The organism is Flagellimonas spongiicola, assembly GCF_023502425.1.
In the GTDB taxonomy this organism is placed as follows: Bacteria; Bacteroidota; Bacteroidia; order Flavobacteriales; family Flavobacteriaceae; genus Flagellimonas; species Flagellimonas spongiicola.
In genome coordinates this window covers 343,145-364,626 of record NZ_JAMFMA010000003.1, presented here as the reverse complement: position 1 = coordinate 364,626, position 21,482 = coordinate 343,145, and the positions used below count along the sequence as shown (strand labels likewise).

At 39.3% G+C, this 21,482-nt stretch carries 20 protein-coding genes and 2 tRNA genes; 17 read left to right on the top strand and 5 right to left on the bottom strand.

Annotated elements, in window-relative coordinates; genetic code table 11:
- Positions 1–10: 10 nt before the first annotated feature.
- Both M3P19_RS13145 and sppA read right to left on the bottom strand, forming a co-directional pair.
- Entirely contained in the window at positions 11–718 is a 708-nt protein-coding gene (locus M3P19_RS13145) for a queuosine precursor transporter (RefSeq protein WP_249658148.1), read from the bottom strand.
- Positions 719–721: 3 nt separating this feature from the next.
- Positions 722–2,482, bottom strand: a complete 1,761-nt coding sequence (gene sppA / locus M3P19_RS13140; RefSeq protein ID WP_249658147.1) for a signal peptide peptidase SppA — start codon at positions 2,480–2,482, stop codon at positions 722–724.
- Between the two features lie 68 nt (positions 2,483–2,550).
- On the opposite strand from sppA, the gene folK reads away from it, so the two are divergent.
- Positions 2,551–3,696 carry a 2-amino-4-hydroxy-6-hydroxymethyldihydropteridine diphosphokinase gene (gene folK, locus M3P19_RS13135; RefSeq protein WP_249658146.1) on the top strand — a complete coding sequence of 382 codons (1,146 nt, stop codon included), beginning with the start codon at positions 2,551–2,553 and terminating at the stop codon, positions 3,694–3,696.
- Positions 3,697–3,801: 105 nt separating this feature from the next.
- Here folK and M3P19_RS13130 read toward each other — a convergent pair whose 3' ends face one another.
- Positions 3,802–4,353, bottom strand: a complete 552-nt coding sequence (locus M3P19_RS13130; RefSeq protein WP_249658145.1) for an RNA methyltransferase — start codon at positions 4,351–4,353, stop codon at positions 3,802–3,804.
- A gap of 142 nt (positions 4,354–4,495) precedes the next feature.
- Here M3P19_RS13130 and mutS point away from each other — a divergent pair, with 142 nt between their 5' ends.
- From mutS to M3P19_RS13115, 3 genes are all read left to right on the top strand, one after another.
- On the top strand, positions 4,496–7,078 hold the full coding sequence (gene mutS, locus M3P19_RS13125) for a DNA mismatch repair protein MutS (RefSeq protein ID WP_249658470.1): 2,583 nt from the start codon (positions 4,496–4,498) through the stop codon (positions 7,076–7,078).
- 75 nt (positions 7,079–7,153) lie between these two features.
- A tRNA-Gly gene (locus M3P19_RS13120) sits at positions 7,154–7,226 on the top strand.
- Between the two features lie 53 nt (positions 7,227–7,279).
- Positions 7,280–7,367 (top strand) — tRNA-Leu (locus M3P19_RS13115).
- 170 nt (positions 7,368–7,537) lie between these two features.
- On the opposite strand, the gene xerA is transcribed toward M3P19_RS13115, so the two are convergent.
- A complete protein-coding gene (xerA, locus tag M3P19_RS13110; protein ID WP_249658144.1) occupies positions 7,538–8,401 on the bottom strand; it encodes a site-specific tyrosine recombinase/integron integrase in 864 nt (287 codons plus the stop codon).
- Positions 8,402–8,498: 97 nt separating this feature from the next.
- Here xerA and M3P19_RS13105 point away from each other — a divergent pair, with 97 nt between their 5' ends.
- A complete protein-coding gene (locus M3P19_RS13105) occupies positions 8,499–8,837 on the top strand; it encodes a hypothetical protein (protein ID WP_249658143.1) in 339 nt (112 codons plus the stop codon).
- A 192-nt stretch (positions 8,838–9,029) separates the two neighbouring features.
- On the opposite strand, the gene M3P19_RS13100 is transcribed toward M3P19_RS13105, so the two are convergent.
- Entirely contained in the window at positions 9,030–9,230 is a 201-nt protein-coding gene (locus M3P19_RS13100; RefSeq protein WP_249658142.1) for a hypothetical protein, read from the bottom strand.
- Between the two features lie 171 nt (positions 9,231–9,401).
- On the opposite strand from M3P19_RS13100, the gene M3P19_RS13095 reads away from it, so the two are divergent.
- From M3P19_RS13095 to M3P19_RS13040, 12 genes are all read left to right on the top strand, one after another.
- The gene (locus tag M3P19_RS13095) at positions 9,402–9,611 is read left to right on the top strand and encodes a helix-turn-helix transcriptional regulator (RefSeq protein WP_249658141.1); all 210 of its coding nucleotides are present in this window, start codon (positions 9,402–9,404) and stop codon (positions 9,609–9,611) included.
- Positions 9,612–9,618: 7 nt separating this feature from the next.
- Positions 9,619–10,827, top strand: a complete 1,209-nt coding sequence (locus M3P19_RS13090; protein ID WP_249658140.1) for a DNA methyltransferase — start codon at positions 9,619–9,621, stop codon at positions 10,825–10,827.
- A 1-nt stretch (position 10,828) separates the two neighbouring features.
- On the top strand, positions 10,829–11,737 hold the full coding sequence (locus tag M3P19_RS13085) for a Bpu10I family restriction endonuclease (RefSeq protein WP_249658139.1): 909 nt from the start codon (positions 10,829–10,831) through the stop codon (positions 11,735–11,737).
- 49 nt (positions 11,738–11,786) lie between these two features.
- The gene (locus M3P19_RS13080) at positions 11,787–12,242 is read left to right on the top strand and encodes a hypothetical protein (RefSeq protein ID WP_249658138.1); all 456 of its coding nucleotides are present in this window, start codon (positions 11,787–11,789) and stop codon (positions 12,240–12,242) included.
- Positions 12,243–12,404: 162 nt separating this feature from the next.
- Positions 12,405–13,142, top strand: a complete 738-nt coding sequence (gene rluF / locus M3P19_RS13075; protein WP_249658137.1) for a 23S rRNA pseudouridine(2604) synthase RluF — start codon at positions 12,405–12,407, stop codon at positions 13,140–13,142.
- 41 nt (positions 13,143–13,183) lie between these two features.
- On the top strand, positions 13,184–13,675 hold the full coding sequence (locus M3P19_RS13070) for a hypothetical protein (RefSeq protein ID WP_249658136.1): 492 nt from the start codon (positions 13,184–13,186) through the stop codon (positions 13,673–13,675).
- A gap of 204 nt (positions 13,676–13,879) precedes the next feature.
- Positions 13,880–14,308, top strand: coding sequence for a VOC family protein (locus tag M3P19_RS13065; RefSeq protein ID WP_249658135.1), 429 nt, complete (start codon positions 13,880–13,882; stop codon positions 14,306–14,308).
- 241 nt (positions 14,309–14,549) lie between these two features.
- A complete protein-coding gene (locus tag M3P19_RS13060; RefSeq protein WP_249658134.1) occupies positions 14,550–17,744 on the top strand; it encodes a WD40/YVTN/BNR-like repeat-containing protein in 3,195 nt (1,064 codons plus the stop codon).
- 115 nt (positions 17,745–17,859) lie between these two features.
- Positions 17,860–18,315 (top strand): GNAT family N-acetyltransferase, encoded by a 456-nt coding sequence (locus tag M3P19_RS13055; RefSeq protein WP_249658133.1) that lies wholly within the window; start codon positions 17,860–17,862, stop codon positions 18,313–18,315.
- A 35-nt stretch (positions 18,316–18,350) separates the two neighbouring features.
- Positions 18,351–19,223: an NHL repeat-containing protein gene (locus M3P19_RS13050; protein WP_249658131.1), complete on the top strand. Its 873-nt coding sequence runs from the start codon at positions 18,351–18,353 to the stop codon at positions 19,221–19,223.
- A gap of 150 nt (positions 19,224–19,373) precedes the next feature.
- Entirely contained in the window at positions 19,374–20,126 is a 753-nt protein-coding gene (locus M3P19_RS13045; protein WP_249658129.1) for an endonuclease/exonuclease/phosphatase family protein, read from the top strand.
- Positions 20,127–20,342: 216 nt separating this feature from the next.
- Positions 20,343–21,470 (top strand): DmpA family aminopeptidase, encoded by a 1,128-nt coding sequence (locus M3P19_RS13040; protein WP_249658128.1) that lies wholly within the window; start codon positions 20,343–20,345, stop codon positions 21,468–21,470.
- The last annotated feature ends 12 nt before the right edge of the window (positions 21,471–21,482 follow it).

Genomic DNA, 21,482 nt, shown 5'->3' with positions numbered 1-21,482 from the left:
AAAGAAGAACTTAATCCAAGTGAATCTCCTCCCCTATTTTTAAGTTAAATCTTTTCCGCAAGAGATATACGAAAAGATAGAGCAAAGGGGTGTCCAAGAGCGCAATAAATACTTTAAAAAGAAAACCACTAATCACCAAACCATAGAATAATTCCCATGGAATCTCTCCAAAAGTACAGAGTAACAGCACAACTGTAAACGTATCTATAAACTGAGATGAAAAGGTAGAAAAGTTATTCCGGAGCCATAAATATTTGCCTTTAGTAACCCTTTTCCAAAAGTGGTACAACTGAATATCTATGAACTGGGCCAACAAATAGGCCATCATTGAAGCAAAAACAGCCACAACAGTATTCCCAAACACCGAACTGAATAGTTCATTGTTTACAGGGGACCAATCCGTTGCTGGCGCTAAATTGGCCGTGGTAACTATCAACAAGGAGAAAAAAGACGCAAAAATACCTGCAATTACCACCTGATTCGCCCTTTTCTTTCCGAATATTTCCGAAATCAAATCCGTAATTAAAAACGTAATGGGATAAGGCAATATACCTACGGAGACTTCAAAGAGGGGTGCGCCAAAAACTTCAATATCCCCAAAAGGGTTCCAATAGAAGAATTTTTGGAATATTAAATTAGACACCACCAATGAGGTGATGAACAAAGCTCCCAAATAGAGGTAAATGGAAAACGCTAACTTCTTGTCCTTTTGCGTCATCCGTTATTTTATGTTGAGACTAAATGGCATTCTGGCCTGTATTCCTTTTTGATTGCTGATATTCTTGAATTCCTTTAATATGCTATAGGCTTCTTCCCCCAACTCTTCCTTAATGAAGATGGCACCAAGATTTGATTTTGCACTGGACATATCATCCATAAAACGTTCAAAATTGGATTTGTACTTTGGATATTTACGTATACCATAATTGTCCAATTCAGCCATTTCAGCTGCCGCCTCAATGGCATCATCCAAGCTGCCAAGTTCATCGACCAAACCGTTCGCTACGGCATCCACACCACTCCAGACCCTTCCTTGCGCCAAGGCATCAATCTGCTCAATACTCATATTTCTTCCTTCCGCTACACGATTCAAAAATGTCATATAGGTATCCTCAATACCTTCTTGAACCACTGATCGGAACGAATCCGACATAGGTTCGAACAAAGAATAATCAATGGAGTTTTGGTTGGTACCCACTTGTTCCGCATTGATTCCGATGTTGGTAGCCAATTCATGTGCATTGGGAATGGTTCCAAAGACCCCAATAGAACCTGTAATGGTAGTCGGTTCCGCAAATATTCGGTCACCACCAACGCCAATATAATAACCTCCTGACGCCGCTACGTTTCCGAAAGAAACCACCACGGGTTTCTCTTTTTTTGCCAATACAACTTCTCGCCAAATAATGTCTGAAACCAAGGCGCTCCCGCCCGGTGAATCCACACGTAGTACGATTGCTTTTACACTTGAACTGTTCGCTGCTTTTTGTAAGGCACGGGTCACGATACCTTGTCCGATGAATTCTTTGCCACCTTCACCATAAAATATCTCGCCTTGCGCATAAATCACCGCAACTTTGTCGGAACCTTTTTTAAGTCGTTTCCCGCCGGAAATCATCATATAATCCTCAAAATCCACATAATTGAGGGATTCCTGTGATTCCAAGCCCATTTTCTCCCGAAGCAGTTCCTCATATTCATCAAAATGTACATGTCCGTCTATAAGATTGTTCTGTACGGCATACTCCGGTGTCCTGGCTCCCAAGGTATCCGCAATACGGTTCAAAGCGTCATTGCTCAGATCTCTTGATGCACCAATGTCAGTAATCATTTGATCCCAAAGGGAAGTTATCAGCACTTTGATTTGCTCCCTATTTTCATCACTCATGCGATCCGAAAGATAAGGTTCAACAGCGCTTTTGTATTTACCATGACGAATTACCTCCATTTTCAACCCGGTTTTTTCTTGAAGGTCTTTAAAGTAAAGTACTTCGGAAGCTAGTCCCTTGAAATCCATGGCACCAACCGGATTTAAATAGATGGCATCAGCCACACTGGCCAAATAATAGTCCTTTTGACTGAAAAAATCGGAATGGGCATAGATAAACTTACCTGAAGCCTTGAAATCGGAAAGTGCTTCCCGAATTTCCTGGGTTTGCGCCAATCCCGCTTGTATAAAACTTGTCGTTAAACTAATTCCCTCAATAGTATCATCAGTGGTTGCCACGTGAATACCATGGACAATGTCGTCCAATCCAACTTCATTCTCCCACAAACCTGCAAACGGATCCGTTTCATCCCTGCCAACATAATCGCGGATTGGTTCCGTAAAACTCAATTCCAAAATGGAGTTCGGTCCTACCGCAACACCTTCATCTGCATTTCCTACCAAAAACAGGAAAAAGAAAAACATGGCCATCAAAATTCCAAACGCCATCAAACAGCCCAAAATAGCAGCCAAAAGATTTCTCAAAAACTTCATGCAATCAAATTTTATTTAGGTCCAAAGATAACCATTGTGGATTGTTTTGTTATTTTGTTTCCTTGATTATGAAAGGAACACAAAAGGCATATCTGTCGTTGGGCAGTAACATGGGAAACCGTGCCCTTACGTTGCAAAAGGCGGTTTTGGAGATTTCCCGACAATTGGGAAAAGTGGAGGCCGCTTCTGCTGTGTATGAAAATGAAGCGGTTGGTTTTGAAGGTGGTGATTTCCTCAATGCCTGTCTTGTTATTCAAACGGAACTTGCACCTACGGATTTGTTGGTGAAACTGCTACAAATCGAAAAGGATTTTGGTCGCGAACGTTCGCAAACCGAAGGCTATACATCACGCACATTGGATATTGACATCATCCTTTATGATAACCAGGTTATCCAAAATGAGAATTTGACCGTTCCGCATCCTAGCATGCACGAACGTAATTTTGTTTTGAAGCCTTTGGCGGATATTGCCCCACAACTGTATCATCCAATTTTGGAAAAGGACATCCGGAACCTATTGCAACAATGTAAGGACCGAAGTGACCTGATAAAGACCAATCATAAACTACAACTAGACAGAGCTGCCGTTTTTGGACAGTTGCAGTTCTTGGCCATTGAAGGAAACATTGGCGCGGGCAAAACCACGCTTTCCAAAATGATTGCAGACGATTTTAATGGCAAATTGGTCTTGGAACGCTTCGCGGACAATCCTTTCCTTCCTAAGTTTTATGAGGACCAATCCCGCTATGCCTTTCCTTTGGAAATGTCTTTTTTGGCGGACCGTTACCAACAATTCACGGACGACACTTCCCAGTTTGACTTGTTCAAGAGTTTTATGGTAAGTGATTACGACATCTTCAAATCCTTAATTTTCGCAAAAATCACCTTACAGGAGGAAGAATTCAATTTGTACCGGAAGGTTTTCAATTTTATGTACCGCGAGGTTAAAAAGCCGGATATTTACCTATACCTCTATCAGAATACAGAACGTTTATTGGCCAACATCCAAAAAAGAGGTCGGGATTACGAACAAAAAATACCGAGCGATTATTTGGAAAAAATCAACCAAGGGTATTTGGATTTCATCAAAGGGCATCCCAATCAGAACAGCATGATTTTGGATATCAGCCACTTGGATTTTGTACATAATCCCCAAGATTATGAAACCGTGCTTTTAGCAGTGGAAAACGCTATTTTGAATCTTTCCTTTTAAGAGAAATTTTAGAAAAAATTTTGGATATAACGAATGGTTTTATTTTATTAGACCTCTCTAAACGAGAAACTAACTAACTCAAACTATATGTTTAGCCCTGATTTTTCAGGGCTTTTTTGTTTTTTGACCGTTCTGTTTGTTCCAAATATCCCAAACAACAATTCCTGCACTTACCGAGATATTCAATGAATGTTTTGTCCCAAATTGCGGAATTTCCAAAACCTCCTTACAGACCGAAACCACATCCTGGGAAACTCCTTTTACCTCATGACCAAAAACCAAGGCAACGGTCTCACCCATATTCGGTTCGAATGCATCCAGCATAATAGCAGTTTCCGCTTGCTCTACAGCAATGGTCCTGATACCTTTGGTGTTTAACTCTTCAATCAAAGGCAGCGTTGAATCTCGGTATTCCCAATCCACACTTTCTGTGGCACCCAAGGCAGTTTTGCGAATATCCTTATGTGGTGGCGTGGCCGTAATCCCGCACAAATAGATCTTCTGTACCAAGAATGCATCTGCGGTACGAAAAACGGATCCGATGTTATTCAAGCTTCGGATATTGTCCAAAACCACAATGATTCGCGACTTTTCCACTTTTTTAAAAGCCTCCACATCCAATCTTCCCAATTCGCTGTTTTCCAGTTTCCGTTTCATATTTTTCAACTATCCCGGCAAAAATATCAACAATAATTTTGGAAAAAGGTGGAAAAGGCTACATTCGTTTGAATCGCATCTTTCTAATTTCAAATAAGAGCAATTGGCAGCTTCATCCAAATCCAAGAAGGTTACTCCTTTAATGCAGCAATACAATACCATCAAGACCAAACATCCTGATGCCTTATTGCTATTCCGTGTAGGCGATTTTTACGAGACTTTTGGGGAAGATGCCGTAAAGGCCTCCAAGATTTTGGGCATTATCTTGACCCACAGAAACAATGGGGGCGATAAAACGGAATTGGCAGGTTTTCCGCACCATTCGCTCAACACCTATTTACCAAAATTGGTAAAAGCAGGACAGCGGGTGGCCATCTGTGATCAGTTGGAAGACCCAAAAATGACTAAAAGCATTGTAAAGCGGGGGGTTACCGAATTGGTTACTCCGGGTGTCGCATTAAATGATGATATTTTGACCGCCAAGGATAACAATTTCCTTTGTGCGGTTCATTTTGGGCGAAACCGATTGGGCGTTTCTTTTTTGGACATTTCCACGGGGGAATTCCTAACCGCTGAGGGTAGCTCGGAACAGGTGGACAAACTATTACAGAATTTTGCTCCTAATGAAATCTTGGTGTCCAAAAGCCATAAAAAAGAGTTTTTGGAGGTTTTCGGTCCGCATTTCCATAGTTTTTTTCTTGAAGATTGGATTTTTCAGGAGGATTATGCATTTGAAAGTCTAAATGGGCATTTCAAGACCAAATCATTACAAGGTTTTGGGATAGACCATTTGACCCAAGGCATCATCGCCTCAGGAGCAGTTCTGCACTATTTATCGGAAACGCAGCACAAACAACTGCAGCATATCAATAAAATCCAGCGGATTGCAGAGGAGGAATATGTTTGGATGGACCGATTTACCATCCGAAACTTGGAACTCTACCATTCCACCAACTTGAATGCGGTGACCCTCTTGGACATTATCGACAAGACCTTGTCGCCCATGGGTGGTAGACTGCTTAAACGCTGGCTGGCCCTTCCGCTCAAAAACCTAGAAAAAATACAACTACGGCATCAGGTGGTTTCCCATCTAAAAGCTGATGACACGCTTTTGGAGAAAATTCAGCATTGGATCAAACCCATGGGTGATCTGGAGCGTTTGATCTCCAAATTGGCCACAGGTAAAATCAACCCCAAGGAAGTCATACAATTGAAAAACTCTTTGGAAGCCTTGGTGCCTATCAAACAACTTGCCCAAGAAAGTCCGAACACTTCCTTACAGCAAATAGGTTTGGAATTGGACGCTTGTGAAAGTTTGCGCACCAAAATCAAAACGATTTTGGATGAGGATGCCCCGGTTAACCTTGCCAAAGGCAAAACCATTGCGGATGGTTATTCCGAGGAATTGGATGAATTGCGAAACTTGGCTTTTTCCAGCAAGGATTACCTGGATAAAATGTTGGAACGGGAAACCGAACGTACAGGTATCACTAGCCTGAAAATAGCTTCCAACAATGTTTTTGGATACTATATTGAAGTGCGCAACACCCATAAGGACAAAGTCCCAGAGGAATGGATACGCAAACAGACCTTGGTGAATGCGGAACGCTATATTACGGAGGAACTCAAGGAATACGAGGCCAAGATATTGGGTGCAGAAGAACGTATCCTTCAATTGGAGCAGCAATTGTTTGAGCAGTTATTGGTCTGGATGCAGGAATTCATCAGTCCGGTGCAGCGCAATGCCTACTTGATTGCCAAGTTGGACTGCCTTTGTGGTTTTGCCCAGCTGGCCCGGGAAAACGATTATGTGGAACCGCAACTATCGGATTCCACCCAACTCCATATTAAAGATGGGCGACATCCGGTAATAGAAAAGCAATTGCCCCTTGGGGAAAGTTATGTGACCAATGATGTATACCTAGATCGAGAGGCGCAGCAGATTATTATGATCACGGGACCCAACATGAGTGGTAAATCGGCCATATTGCGGCAAACTGCCTTGATCGTTCTTTTGGCCCAGATGGGAAGTTTTGTTCCTGCTTCGGAGGCCCATTTGGGTATTGTGGACAAGATATTCACGAGGGTAGGTGCCAGTGACAACATCAGTATGGGCGAATCCACCTTTATGGTGGAAATGAACGAGACTGCATCGATTTTGAACAACCTTTCGGAACGGAGTCTGGTCTTATTGGATGAAATTGGAAGAGGAACCAGCACCTATGATGGAATATCCATTGCCTGGGCCATCTCTGAGTACCTGCATGAACATCCGGCCAAGGCCAAAACCTTATTTGCCACCCATTACCACGAACTGAATGAAATGTGTAACACCTTTGATCGCATCAAAAATTACAATGTTTCGGTTAAGGAATTGAAGGACAATGTACTCTTTCTCCGAAAATTGGTGCCCGGTGGCAGCGAGCATAGTTTTGGAATCCATGTGGCAAAAATGGCGGGCATGCCCCAACAAGTCATCCAAAAGGCCAATAAAATCCTGAAAAAATTGGAAAAGTCGCATTCCAGTGATGAGATTTCGGATACGCTTCAGGCGAGCCAAAATGAAATGCAGCTCAGCTTCTTTAATCTGGATGATCCACTATTGGAGGAAATCAAGGATGAAATCCTTCATTTGGACATAGATACCTTGACGCCGGTGGAGGCTTTGATGAAATTAAATGAGATAAAGCGGTTATTGAGTAAAAAGAAAACGGCTTCTTCCTAAAAAATTCTTTCGCATTTAAAGAAATATATTAAATTTGCATCCGCACCGGAAAAATGGGTGCTAGTTCTTGTAAATGCGAAAATAGCTCAGTTGGTAGAGCATCACCTTGCCAAGGTGGAGGTCGCGGGTTCGAATCCCGTTTTTCGCTCGACTTCAACTCCGCTCACAGCACAAGAGTGGAGTTTTTTTTTGCAGTCCAATGCTCGAGTGGTGGAATTGGTAGACACGTTGGACTTAAAATCCAATGGCCATTGTGGCCGTGCGGGTTCAAGTCCCGCCTCGAGTACCAATTAGTAGAAAAGTCGTAACCTAGTTTACGGCTTTTTTTGTTTGAGGAGTTGGGCAAATTATAATTTGTAAAAGTTCGAAGACAAAATAGGCAATTCCCGCCTAGAGTACATAATCCCTGAAAGTCTTAAGATTTTCAGGGATTTTTATTTCTTGATGATTGAAGAACCATTACAAATCGTCAAATGGGCTTGTGATATTTAGGAGAGTTGGCTCCGTTACATGCGTATAAATCATTGTGGTCTTAATGGAATTATGCCCTAAAAGTTTTTGAATTACTCGAATGTCTGTTCCTTTTTCCAAAAGATGCGTGGCATAACTATGCCTAAGGCTGTGAGTAGTAATATTTTTACTGATCTTCGCTCTTTTTGCCGCAAGTTTGAGCAACTTATTGAGACTGGAAGCACTGTACTTACCTCCTTTTTGTCCTTCAAAAAGATATTCTTTTGGTAAAAACTCCTTATAATAGCTACGTAATTTCCCAACAATTTTTTCAGCTAAGGGTACGATCCTATCCTTATTTCCTTTTGCGTTTCTTATATGGATGACCATCCTATCGGAATCAATATCTCTAATTTTCAACGCTAAAAGCTCTCCAATACGCAATCCAGCACTATAAGTAAGTGCAATCATACACTTGTGTTTGGCGTTATTTGCATTTTGTATTAATAGCATTACCTCTTTTTTAGAAAGGATGACAGGTAATTTTTGTGGCTTTCTAGCTGGAAACAAAAACTCTAGATTAATGTTTTTGTTAAACATTTCCTTGTAATAGAGTTTTAATGCAAGTGCAATTTGTTTTTGGTAAGAATAGGAAACCTTTTTCGTATGCACCATAAAATAGAAATAACGGTGAAGCTCTGTTTCATTTATTTGGTCCAGCGGTTTTTTAAAAAAATGTCTTGCAAGTTTAACAATAGAGGCATAGCTATTGATTGTATTATCACTATACCTTTTAACCTCCAATATTTTCATAAAATCCCGCACCGACATACCATTGGCAATATATAGAAAATGTATAAATAAGTAGTACATTTAGTACAAATATGAAGGGATATACGGAATAGTCTTTATATCCAATAGTTGTAAGTAATTTTCGAAAACCACACTCAAAAAAATAAATCGAATTGAATTGAAAGAAAAAAAGAGGAAAAATAAATGGCAATTTCAGATTTTAATTGTGTTTATCATTTCGTTAATAGGAATCGGATTTTGGAGCAGTTTAAAGGAAAAGAGTGAACTTAAAAATTCAAAAATTACAGTCGGAACCATTACTGAAATCGAAGAAAGGTTTCAGAGAGGTTTTTTTGTGCAATATGAATTTATAGTAAACGGAAAAAAATATACCGAAAATCAAAAACTGACGATAAAAAAGGAATCTATAAAAATTGGAGATAAGTTTGAAATTAATTATTCGGAAAATAACCCTGAATACAACGAACTTGAATTTGAAAAAAGAGTTGTGGAATGAATAAAAAACTACTTACAACAATGTATAACCGCAATTACGGCGGATTCGACTACGTCAGAATCCACTCGGAATTGCGAACGTCAGTGCCAAACCGAAAATTAAAGCATATAAACCCGTAACTGACGGTTATACGAGACCGTTGTATACCATTGTGGAAAAACTAACCACTCATTAAAAATATTTGGACCGTAATCACTTCGAATTTCTACTTGTCGGATATTTGAACTGTTGCTCTTTGAATTGACCGATTTCTTCCCTGAGTGTTTGGTTGATACTTTGGATTAAATCATTTTGGACTTTCATAATGCTCAATAAATCGTGCATAGCATTTAAGTTTTCTAGTTGTCTGTAAACAATTTCTTCTAAATCTGCTTTGGTATATCTTTTGCTCATAATATTATGTTTTTAAAATATTCAAAAAAAACCTTAATAGGTTTATTTTATGCTTTTAAAGCATAACAAAGATATTAAAAATATTTAATTGAATACTAAAAAGCATAAAATAATGCCATTAACATTAAAAATGAAGTCATTACATTTGGCTTTGAACGATAATAATTCATCATGGATAAAGAAGTTTTCAACCGAATAAAGGCTGTTTTAGCTGAACAAGGAAAAACTAATAATTGGTTAGCTGACCAATTAGAAATGAACCGAACAACAGTATCAAAATGGTGCAGAAATGAGATGCAACCAAGGGTAGAAACATTGTTTCTAATAGCTAAAGTTTTGGATTTAGACGTTAGAGAATTATTAATCTCAACAAAAAATTAGTGCTTGAATGCTTGAGATAAAAGAACATACAACTTTAAAGAAATCACTTGAAGAAGATTTACCAAAGGAATTGGTAGACATTGCGGACAAAAAAAGAAGTAATCTTTTTGCTTGGAGAGGTCAATTTTCTCCACAATTAATTGAATCTCTAATTGAGAATTATTCTGGGGAAAATGATGTAATGTATGACCCTTTTTGTGGTAGTGGAACTTTACTTCTTGAATCAGCCCTATTTAATTTAAAAGCTTTTGGTACAGAATTAAATCCAGCAGCCTTCGGCTTAGCTTCAATTTATAGATTAACTCAAATTGACAGAGACATACTCAACTCATCAATTGAATTTGTTGAAAACCTCATTCTTGATTATTTCCCACTTGAGGATTTATTTAATAATGCACAAGGCAAAGATTTAAATGACCTTAAAAATGAGCTGGTAACAGCTCTAAATGAGAATAAAGATTCAATCAATGGATTAATAATAAATGCATTGATAATAGGGCTAGATTTTGAGCAAAAAAAGCTAACGCACGGAAAATTGCAAGTAGCATGGGAAAATCTTAAATCAAAAATTAAAAGCCTACCTCAGACTAATAAAGAAATAAACATATTTCTTGGAGATGCCCGAAAATCAAAAATCAGGAATAATTCAATAGATTTTGTTATTACTTCTCCTCCATATATAAACGTATTTAATTATCATCAAAACTATAGGAGGTCAGTAGAAGCTACAGGATATAATGTTCTTAGAGTAGCAAAATCAGAAATAGGTTCAAATCGAAAGTTCAGGTCCAATAGATTTTTGACAGTTGTTCAATATGCAATGGACATTTTCCAAGTTTTTGAAGACTTAAAAAGAATTTGTAAGCCAGATGCGAAAATCATTTTCATTGTTGGACGTGAATCATCTGTTCGTAAAACATCATTTTCTAATGCAAAACTTCTAACTGAAGTCGCCAACTTGCTAGGATTTAGATTGGTAGGAGAACAACCAAGAATGTTTAGGAATAAATTTGGATTAGAAATTTATGAAGAGATTCTTCGATTTTCAATAGACTTTAATTTCAAAGAATCATCTATTAAATCAGCAAAAGAAATAGGAATTAATTACCTGAAAAAAGCATTAAAATATGCTCCTGACGAAAGCCTTGAAGATTTGAAAGAAGCTATTCAAAAGGGCACTAGTGTAGAACCATCAATTATATATTCAAAAGATTAATATGAGTTTACCAACTCCTCATCTCGATAAGCTAAAAGCAGCTCTTGAAAACGAAAAGTTACCAGCAAATGAAAAGCCTAGGTTACAACAAGCAATTCAAAAATATAATCAATGGATTGCCGATATTTCAAATATTGACAACGATAGTGAATCGTTAATCCCTGATTTGATTCAACTATTTAATGATTACAAGTTCTATATAGATTATGACTTAATCTTCTGTAGCCCTAATGATTTTCTCTACAGACAGAAAGGACAATTAAAACTTGATAATACCGTAATTGAAGAATTTCTACCTCATTTGACCTCAAAGAAATTTCCATCTTTGAATAATACTATTGTCTTTGGTCCTCGAAAGTGTTTCTCTGCAATGTACTTTAAGTCAACTCTTAATGATACTAAAAAAGGTGGTGGAGTTGAAATCAGAACTAAAGACCAAGACTTTGCCATAGCCAAAAAATTGTTTATTAGAACTTCGCACAATGATACGTTTACAGAATATGAGACTAAAGATGCCTACTTAGGTTATGTAACCTCAGAATGTAAAACGAACCTTGATAAAACAATGTTTCAGGAAGCAAATGCAACTGCACATGATGTAAAAACAGCTATACCAGGTTCAAAATACTTTCTATTATGTGAATGGTTAGACATGACCCCAGTAAGTACAGCACCAACAGACATTGATGAAGTATTAATTTTGAGAAAGGCTAAACGAATAAGCTCTAACATCAGAAAAAATTACTCAACTTCGGCAGGCAGAGTTGCAAATGCAGATAGTTTTAAGAACTATTTAGAAAGTAACCCTTATGATGCTAATGTCTTTACAAGGTTTCTCAATCACATTGAATCTATGCTTAATGATGAAGACCCAGAGGAGGGTTCTGTACTAACTGATGGATACTTTTAAAAATAAAACGGCATACAACAAGGTATAAAAAACATAACCACCCTGCGGGATGGCAACGTTTCTTATACAAAACGTTGTGTTTCATTCAGGAATGACTAAAGAGCATAGAATAATCTTAAATGCAATCGAAGAAGCACTGAATCGAGACCCCGAACTGCGATTTGGTCAGGCTCTATTCAATTTGAGCATTAACCAATTTGTCAATCCCGACAACCCAGCGGAAGCCGATTACAAAATGAGAGACATTCATGGAGATAAGGACTCAGATATAATTGCTCGAATTAGAAGGCAACAAGAATGGAGAGAACTTCAGCAAAAAATCATGAGTGCTCTTGAAAAACCAGATTTGAATGGAATCGGTGGAATGACTGTAAACGAACGGCTTTATGTTTCAGGGCTAATGGATGATTTTGATAAATACAAAAAATCAAATAAGCGATTTGCCCAATTCATCTTGGAAAGATTGAAGGTTGACAGAGACTCGATTGAGAAAATATTAAAATAAAAACGTGCTACAACAAGAGCTAAAATGCATGCCCAACCAACCTAACCGTTGCACGACATTTTAGCCAGAACGTTGCTATTTTAACGATTCTCCTAAGACCAAATTAATATTTATGAATCCTTATCCAAATCATAGTAAACGAATACACTATCATTTATAGTCATGGGAGAAAAACATGCAGTTCGCATCAACAAGTACTTTAGTGAAGTTGGGTATTGTTCCCGCAGGGCAGCTGATAAGTTTGTGGAGCAAAAACGGGTTACCATAAACGGCAAGGTTGCGGAAATGGGCAGCAAGGTTTCCGCAGGTGATGAAATTAGATTGGATGGTCAACTGATTTCCGCCAAGATCGATAAACTAGTTTACCTTGCCTTCAACAAACCTAGGGGCATTGTTTGCACCACTGATACCAAAAGAGAGAAAAACAATATCATTGATTTTATCAATTACCCTGAACGTATTTTTCCGATTGGAAGACTGGACAAGGACAGTCAGGGATTAATTCTGTTGACCAATGATGGCGATATTGTAAATAAGATTCTTCGCGCCAGGAATAATCATGAAAAGGAATACCTGGTTACTGTAACTCGACCAATTACGCAATCGTTTATCAAAAAAATGGGCAATGGCGTACCAATCTTGGGAACGGTGACCAAAAAGTGTTTTGTTGAGCAGGTTGGTAAATTTGAATTTAAAATCACCCTCACCCAAGGTTTAAACAGACAAATCAGAAGGATGTGCGAACATCTTGGGAACAAGGTTTCAAAATTGGAACGTTATCGCATCATGAATATTGATTTGGATGTTCCCATCGGTAAATGGCGCCATTTAACAAAAGGGGAACTCATTCAAATACAAAAACTATTGGTTGGTTCATCCAAAACAAATGAAAGCAATTAATCCGAACCAAAATCGCAGGACCCAGCATTAAACCACCACCTATGAGCCATCAAAAAGCTTCAAAACACCTATGTTTTTTCGCACTGATTTTCTTGATTCATTCCTTATTCGCACAAACTACAGCCAAAGAAAAGATGGCACAACTCAACTATTTGGTCGGAGAATGGGTAGGTACTACAAAAATCATTAGCAATGGGGTGGTTACCAAAGAAGGTGCGGCCTACGAGAATATAGCTTACGATTTGGACAGGTCCATTTTGGTAATCGATTTGAATACCGAGTTTTTGCAGCTCCATACCATTATCAATTACGATGAAAAAGACCAGAAATACTACTACCATCGCTTTTCAAAAGACGGTGCAACAGTATACCCTGCGGAATTTAAGGGTGGACAACTTATCGTTTGGCGTGATGAAAAAACGCGGTTTTTTTTCACCGGAACCACAGATGGTGGCTTTCAAGAATACGGCGAAAAAATGGTCGACGGAGAGTGGAAAAGGTTTTTTGAAGATACTTTTATCAATACGCAGTGAAAAATAGTACAGAAAATAGCGTGCAGGCCAGAGTCTATTCTCTTGGTTTTTTCATGTTGGAATAAAAACCCTTTGCATAAATCCATTCCAATCTACATAGCAAACTAATCGAAAAGCACTAAATTAAGACCATGAATTAGAACTTCAAAAACAGCTTCACATTTAAAGCAGGACAAATTTGATTTAACCAAAGCTTATGAAAAAATGAAAACAACTACATTTTTAACATTTGTAGGTGAATATTGTGGCAAGGCAGAAGAAGCTATTAATTTCTATGTATCCATCTTCCCCAATTCTGAAGTAAAAAACATAATCAAATACTCAGAAGGAGAGGCTGGAGGAACACCCGAACTTATTAAACATGGCGTGTTTATCTTAAACGATGTAGAATATATGGTTTCAGAAAGTAATTATGATCACGCTTGGTCTTTTACTCCTGGAGTTTCCATTTTTGTATCCTGTGACACCGAAGACCAGATTCAAACGCTGTTCGAAGCACTTTCTTCAAATGATGGACAGGTTATGGTTCCACTAGACAATTACAGAGGCATTGGCGATTACGGATTTGGTAAAAAATTTGGATGGTGCGAAGATAAATATGGCATTTCTTGGCAATTAAATCTTTCGGAATAAAGAAAATGGATTCCACATTCCTTTTTGGATAAACCACTTGAACTGATAGAGAAAACGTCTCCACGCTTAAAAAATTAAATGTAATATTACACTTATTCAATTTGAACTATAACGATTAAAATCCTTACAGGAACTCACTACAAGCACTACGGTTTAGAGATAGTTCTTTTCGCATATAAGGCTTTCGTATGATGCTAGTTTTTACTAGCTTAGGGAAATTGTAACCGACACACATCCTCATATGAAAACAACTATCCTAGGCTTCCTAGCCTTTATCTTATTCCTCCCCCTTAATGTTGCTGCCCAACAGCTTCCCGCCAAACAGATGGATCAACTGAAATTCCGTCATATTGGCCCAATTGGTAATCGAATAATTTCTGTCACTGGTGCTGCGGGCGACCCTATGACCTATTATGTAGGTGCTGCCTCTGGGGGCATTTGGAAAACGGTAGATGGTGGGCTCAACTGGAAGCCTGTTTTTGATAAACAACGGGTACATTCCATTGGTGCGCTTGCTTTGGCTCCGAGTGAACCTGAAGTAGTTTACGCCGGCACGGGTGAATCTTTTATTCGTTCAAATGTTTCCATAGGAAACGGTGTTTGGCGATCAACTGATGGCGGAGCCAATTGGACACATCTTGGTCTGGAAAGCACAGGACGAATCAGTAGAATCATAGTACATCCCACAAATCCTGAAGTAGCATATGTGGCAGCCTTAGGGCATGGCTATACCCCACAACAAGAGCGTGGAATCTACAAAACGACGGATGGTGGAAAGACTTGGAATCAAGTACTTCATGTGGACAAACGCACCGGAGCTTCGGATTTGGTTATGGACCCTTATAATCCTCGGATTCTTTTTGCTGGAATGTGGTCCTTGGAAATACGCCCATGGACACGCACAAGTGGAGGACCCGGTGGTGGCATTTATCGATCTCTTGATGGTGGCGAAACCTGGGAAAAATTAAAAAGTAAAGGCCTTCCAAAAGGTGAAGTGGGCAAAATTGCGTTGGCAATGACTCCTGCCCAACAAGGAAGATTATACGCCTTAATTGAAACAGGAGATGGGATTCCATTGGGCGGTGAACCTACAAATACCGGAGAACTTTGGCGTTCCGAAGACAGAGGAAATACCTTTGCATTAATCAATTCAGATAGAGACCTCACAGGACGTGGAGCCTATTATACCAGGTGTACGGCATCACCTGACAATGCCAATGAAATCTATTTCTTTTCTGCCGCATACGCTACCAGTATCGATGGTGGTAAAACAGCCTCACTTGCAGCCCCAGGAACAGCACCCAATTGGGACCATCACGAAATGTGGGTTGACCCCACCAATGGTAACCGACAGATTGTGGTAGGTGATGGTGGCCTATCCATAAGCCATAACCGTGGGAAATCATGGCATAGAGTCCAATTGCCCGTAGCGCAGTTATACCATGTAACCACAGATACTGCCGTACCTTACAACGTTCTTACCAACAGACAGGATGGCCCTTCCATGAAAGGTCCAAGTAGAAGTAGAATGCAAAGCTTTTTTGGCGGTTTTATCCCAACAGGCCTATGGCATGATGTAGGTGGTGGGGAAAGTGGCTTTGCCACGGCTGACCCTACGGACCCAAATATCGTTTGGTCCAGTGCATCTGGATTTGGTGCACTAGGTGGCGTAGTTACACGTTACAATGAAAATTCAGGGCAATTTAGACAGGTTGAAGTATGGCCAGAACTGACCGCAGGTATGCCAGCAGCTGATGTCAAATACAGATTCCAATGGACTTTCCCATTGCTCATTTCACCACATGACAACAACACCGTTTATGTGGCAAGTCAATATGTACATCGAACAACCAATGGTGGGCAAAACTGGGAAATCGTCAGTCCAGATTTAAGCCTTAATGACCCAAGCAAACAGCAGTTTTCAGGAGGTCTTACAGGCGACAATATTGGGGTGGAATATGCCAATGTGGTTTATGCATTGGAAGAATCCCCATTGAAACAAGGCCTGTTATGGGCCGGTACCAACGATGGGTTGGTACATATGAGTCAAGACAATGGTACCAATTGGAGCAATGTTACCGCAAAAATCCCTTCAATGCCAAGTTACGGTGCTGTGCGGAATATTGAGGCTTCCAAGCATGCAGAGGGGACAGCTTACCTTACCGTGGACGCCCATGAGATGGGCGATTTTAACCCCTATGTTTACCGAACCACTGATTATGGAAAAAGTTGGACAAAAATCACTGCAGGAATAGAACGTGGAAAATTGAGCTATTGTCGCATGATCAAGGAAGATCCAATAAATCCTAATTTGCTCTATTTGGGAACCGAGAATGCCTTGTACTTCTCCTTGGATAAAGGCGCCAATTGGCAATCCCTAATGACCAATTTACCCTCTAGCCCTATGTATTGGATGGACATTCCTGAACATTTCAATGATTTAGTAGTGGGCACCTATGGTCGTGGAATTTGGATTTTAGATGATGTAACACCACTTCAGCAATTTAATGGAGATGTGAAAAATTCTGCCCTGCATTTATTCAAACCGAAGAATGCATATCGATTACAGCCGGTTTCTATGGTAATGCAATTCTTTAAGGAAGCTTCTTTTGGGGATGACCCACCAGCGGGTACATCGCTTCATTACTGGCAATCGGGAGAAGCAAAAGACAGCGTTTCCCTTGTTATCGCCAATGCAGATGGCAAAACAGTTAGAACCCTTAAACATAAAGGGAAACCGGGAATTAATCGTGTATGGTGGGACTTTAAGGAAGACCCAAGTACCAAATTGGTTTTACGGACCAAACCCCTATATGCACCTTGGATTCAACTATCAGAAAAAAGAACCCGGAAATCATTGGTGCCACCTATGTCTCTAATGGCGAGTCCAGGAACCTACACTGTAAGTCTTCAAGTTGGTGATGAAGTACAGCGTCAGAGTTTTAATTTGATGAAGGATCCCAATACAGAGGGAACTGCAAGTGACATCGATGCGCAGAAAGAGCTTTTGGATAAAATCCGAAGCGATTATGAGGCGATTTCAAAAACCGTGAATGAGGCAGAAAAAATTCGGCGACAACTGAAAGACATGCTTCCTCTTGTTTCCGGTGATAAAGCTGAGCAAGTTCAAAAACTGGATAGTACGGCGACAGAAATTGAGAATAAGATGCTGCAATTAAAGCATACAGGCAAAGGTCAAGATCAGATTCGATTACCAGGTATGCTCATGGAAAAATTGAATTACTTAGCGGGCACTATTGCTGTTGCCGACTTCAAACCGGCAAATCAATACGTGGAAGTGTATGAGAAGTTACATGGCGAATGGCAAGCCGTTCAACAAGCATGGAATCAATTCAAAAACAATGAGATTTCCAACTTTCAAAACACGATGCATAGTAACACTGACGGACCAATAATCCTGGGTACGGAGAAGTAAGGTTTTTTGTTTTCGATGTGAACATGAAAACAGAATTATTATAGTCAAAAGGTCTCGGTTAAATTAAAGTATAACCGAGACCTTTTGTTTTTAGTGACCATTAGAAAATCTTAAAATGAATTTCAGAAAAGCTACCAGAAATGATGTAAACGAAATAGTCCAAATGATTGCGGATGATGAACTGGGGAAAACACGTGAAAACTTTCAAATCCCATTGCCCACAGCATATCTTCAAGCCTATGAAAATATTGACAAGGACCCAAATCAGGAATTGATCGTTGTTGAAAACGAGAAATCTGAAATCATTGGAACCTTGCAATTGTCATTTATACAATATCTTACCTACCGGGGCGGCATACGAGCTCAAATTGAAGCAGTTCGAATACGAAAAGACCACATGGGCCTGGGAATTGGGAAAACAATGTTCGAATGGGCCATTGACCAATCCCGAAAGCGAAACGCACATTTAATTCAGCTCACAACAGACAAAAAACGTCCGAAAGCCATTAAATTTTATGAAGACCTTGGGTTTAAAGCAACCCACGAAGGAATGAAAATGCATCTGCAATGAAAAAATAGTTGAAATGAAAACCTATTGCCTTGGATATGAATAAAAGATTGATAATATTATCTTTAGTTCTTATACTGATTGGCTGTAAAAACCAATCGGATCAGACAGCTCGAAGTTGGGATATTCCTTCCTCAAAAAACTGGAATCATCATGGTTTTCTGAACGTAGAAAGTATCACCTATGATAACCTGAATCAGGTTTTTTATGTTTCCAATGGTTTGGATTATAAACCAGGTAGCAACGGCTTTATCTCCAAAATTTCCAAAGAAGGTCAGCTAATGGACCTGAAATGGGTAACTGGCCTCAATAGACCAACTGGAATGGCCATTTATGATTCCATTTTGTATGTCGCCGATGTCAATTCTCTTGTGCAAATAAATACCAAGAATGGGAAGATTATTAATCGTTTTGCTGAACCAATTTCCAATTCAGGTTTAAACGATGTTGCTATTACTAAAAAGGGGGAAGTCTTCGTTTCCGCTTCATTCGTACATTCCATCTTCAAACTAAACAATGGCGTTTTGGAGCAATGGCTTAAAGAACCAGAAAAGCTTAAATTGGCAAATGGGATATGTTTTCAAAATGATAAGCTAGTTGTAGCTGGATTGGATATCAGTAGCATTGATTTGGGTTCCAAAGAAATCGCCTTATTGCCATTGAACCCGATGATAAAGGACTTTGATGGCATTAGCCCGGATGGTCAGGGTGGCTATTTTTTAACAACGGTAGAAAACAGCGGCCTTTATTATTTTAACGGAAAAGAAAACATTATTAAGTTGCTGCAAACCGATGCCTACTTTGGGGATATTGAATTCAATCCAAAAAACAATGTTCTTTATGCCCCAAGAGGTGAAAAAAATGCTGCCGAATTTTTCATATCTGAACTGATTTTGGAACTAGGCGATTAGCCACATCTATTTTCAAAAAGTGCTTTACCATACCTTTGCGGTCTAAAGCAATCCATTCACAATACCAACACGATGAAATTTTCAAAATCACTTAGCCTTTTTTGTTTTTTAATGATGATCCATTTTTCCTTAATTGGACAAACCCAGGTGATGTCATTCAATATTCGATACGACAATCCAGACGATGGGGAAAATTGGTGGGAATTTAGAAAAAGTGAGGTTGTGACTCTATTAAACCATTACCACCCTGATTTTTTCGGATTGCAAGAAGCATTACCACATCAAAGTGATTTTATTGCCAGCAAACTTCAAGATTATGATCATATTGGACATGGCAGGGACGGCATTGGCACGAATAGTGAAGGCGTCCCGTTATTTTTCAATAAGGATAAATACCAGCTATTGAAAAGTGAATTGTTCTGGTTGTCCGAAACTCCAGATAAACCATCCATAGGCTGGGATGCAAGTTTAAATCGGATCGTTGTATATGGTGGCTTCAAGAACAAGGAAAGTGGGGAGACCATTCATGTTTTCAATTGTCATTTTGACCATCTTGGAGCAAAAGCCAGGGAAAAATCCGCAGAACTACTTATGAAGTACCTGAACCAACATCAATTGCTAGATGAACAGATTATCGTAATGGGGGATTTAAATTGCTTGCCCATGGATAAGCCCATAAAGATATTGTCCCAACATCTAAAAGACTGTTTTTCCGAGAACATTGATGGCAGTTATGGTCCTATCGGTACATTCAATGCGTTTGACACTCAAAAAGTGCTCACAAAAAGAATTGATTATATCTTTGTACGCAACATAATGGTAAGCAGCTATAGGGCTATAGACGATAAAAGAAAGATTAATCTATACCCCTCAGACCATCTTCCTGTCCTAATAAAATTTTAAGCATAAGTAAAGCTTCTCTTCTTTGTTGGTATTGTTGCCAAGGAAACTCTAAATAATAATCCACTGCAGGCGTTAATTGAAAATTCAAAGCCACTACCAGTCATAATATCAAGCTGCTAATCAGTTTTCAAGGTATTATTTCACTATTTTTAGGAGAATGGATTCTATCCAGCATTTAAGCGGAATCCTTTTGACACCAACAGTGAAAAGTTTGAAATGAGAACAGCTACCATGGCGTGGGTAATCGCAATTTTGATTTCCCACAATGTTTATTCGCAAAACAAAAGGTTACGTGACTATGGAATTGAGATTGGTGTTTTAAAAACTGGAAAAAACAATGCAATTACCGATGTTGAAGGTGTCAAAGTGGGACACACTACCCGATATAAAGGGGAACATATACGAACAGGCGTAACGGCAATTTTACCACATTCTGGAAATTTATTTCAATTAAAGGTTCCCGCGGCCATCTATATCGGAAATGGATTTGGAAAGTTGGCAGGATACAGTCAGGTTAAGGAATTAGGGAATATAGAAACGCCTATTGTCTTGACCAATACACTTAGTGTTCCTGTTGCCAGCGATGCCCTTATAAGCTATACCCTAAATGCCAATCCAAATGTACGCTCTGTTAATTCCATTGTTGGCGAAACCAATGATGGTTGGTTAAATGATATCCGGGGAAGACACATCACGCAAGACCATGTGCTTGATGCGATAGATAAGGCTAGCAGTGGTCCCGTGGATGAAGGAAATGTTGGGGCGGGAACAGGTACTGTGTGTTTTCAATATAAAGGTGGAATAGGAACAGCGTCACGTGTAGTAACCGATAAATTTGGAGGTTACACCGTAGGTGTATTGGTACAGTCCAACTTTGGAGGCGTTTTGGAAATCAACGGTGCACCAGTTGCAAAGGAGTTGAACAATTATCCTTCCCAATTCAAATATGACGTAGATGGGTCCTGTATGATAGTGGTCATTACAGATGCCCCTCTGGATTCAAGAAATTTGGAGCGACTGGCTAAACGAGCCATTATGGGCTTGGCAAAAACTGGAGGGATAGCATCCAATGGTAGCGGAGATTACGTTATTGCCCTTTCCACAGCAAAGAAAAATTTAATTCCATATTCAAGTGAAGAAATACACAGGGAATCCAAGGTAATGCGAAACGAGGCCATGTCACCTCTCTTTCTTGCCACTATTGAAGCCACGGAAGAAGCAATCTTAAACTCCTTGTTTGCGGCTGAGACAATGACCGGTAGGGATGGTCATGAAGTGAAGTCAATCCCCAAAAACAAAATCCTTGAAATTCTTGAGAAACACCATAAAATTAAAGGAAACTGATGGCTCCTGATT

What these genes read in the sequence shown, in the direction of transcription:
- M3P19_RS13145 (WP_249658148.1), bottom strand. Translation starts at nt 718, where the DNA reads ATGACGCAAAAGGACAAGAAGTTAGCGTTTTCCATTTACCTCTATTTG.
- sppA (WP_249658147.1), bottom strand. Translation starts at nt 2,482, where the DNA reads ATGAAGTTTTTGAGAAATCTTTTGGCTGCTATTTTGGGCTGTTTGATG.
- folK (WP_249658146.1), top strand. Translation starts at nt 2,551, where the DNA reads ATGAAAGGAACACAAAAGGCATATCTGTCGTTGGGCAGTAACATGGGA.
- M3P19_RS13130 (WP_249658145.1), bottom strand. Translation starts at nt 4,353, where the DNA reads ATGAAACGGAAACTGGAAAACAGCGAATTGGGAAGATTGGATGTGGAG.
- mutS (WP_249658470.1), top strand. Translation starts at nt 4,496, where the DNA reads ATGCAGCAATACAATACCATCAAGACCAAACATCCTGATGCCTTATTG.
- xerA (WP_249658144.1), bottom strand. Translation starts at nt 8,401, where the DNA reads ATGTACTACTTATTTATACATTTTCTATATATTGCCAATGGTATGTCG.
- M3P19_RS13100 (WP_249658142.1), bottom strand. Translation starts at nt 9,230, where the DNA reads ATGAGCAAAAGATATACCAAAGCAGATTTAGAAGAAATTGTTTACAGA.
- M3P19_RS13095 (WP_249658141.1), top strand. Translation starts at nt 9,402, where the DNA reads ATGGATAAAGAAGTTTTCAACCGAATAAAGGCTGTTTTAGCTGAACAA.
- M3P19_RS13090 (WP_249658140.1), top strand. Translation starts at nt 9,619, where the DNA reads ATGCTTGAGATAAAAGAACATACAACTTTAAAGAAATCACTTGAAGAA.
- M3P19_RS13085 (WP_249658139.1), top strand. Translation starts at nt 10,829, where the DNA reads ATGAGTTTACCAACTCCTCATCTCGATAAGCTAAAAGCAGCTCTTGAA.
- M3P19_RS13080 (WP_249658138.1), top strand. Translation starts at nt 11,787, where the DNA reads ATGGCAACGTTTCTTATACAAAACGTTGTGTTTCATTCAGGAATGACT.
- rluF (WP_249658137.1), top strand. Translation starts at nt 12,405, where the DNA reads ATGGGAGAAAAACATGCAGTTCGCATCAACAAGTACTTTAGTGAAGTT.
- M3P19_RS13070 (WP_249658136.1), top strand. Translation starts at nt 13,184, where the DNA reads ATGAGCCATCAAAAAGCTTCAAAACACCTATGTTTTTTCGCACTGATT.
- M3P19_RS13065 (WP_249658135.1), top strand. Translation starts at nt 13,880, where the DNA reads ATGAAAACAACTACATTTTTAACATTTGTAGGTGAATATTGTGGCAAG.
- M3P19_RS13060 (WP_249658134.1), top strand. Translation starts at nt 14,550, where the DNA reads ATGAAAACAACTATCCTAGGCTTCCTAGCCTTTATCTTATTCCTCCCC.
- M3P19_RS13055 (WP_249658133.1), top strand. Translation starts at nt 17,860, where the DNA reads ATGAATTTCAGAAAAGCTACCAGAAATGATGTAAACGAAATAGTCCAA.
- M3P19_RS13050 (WP_249658131.1), top strand. Translation starts at nt 18,351, where the DNA reads ATGAATAAAAGATTGATAATATTATCTTTAGTTCTTATACTGATTGGC.
- M3P19_RS13045 (WP_249658129.1), top strand. Translation starts at nt 19,374, where the DNA reads ATGTCATTCAATATTCGATACGACAATCCAGACGATGGGGAAAATTGG.
- M3P19_RS13040 (WP_249658128.1), top strand. Translation starts at nt 20,343, where the DNA reads ATGAGAACAGCTACCATGGCGTGGGTAATCGCAATTTTGATTTCCCAC.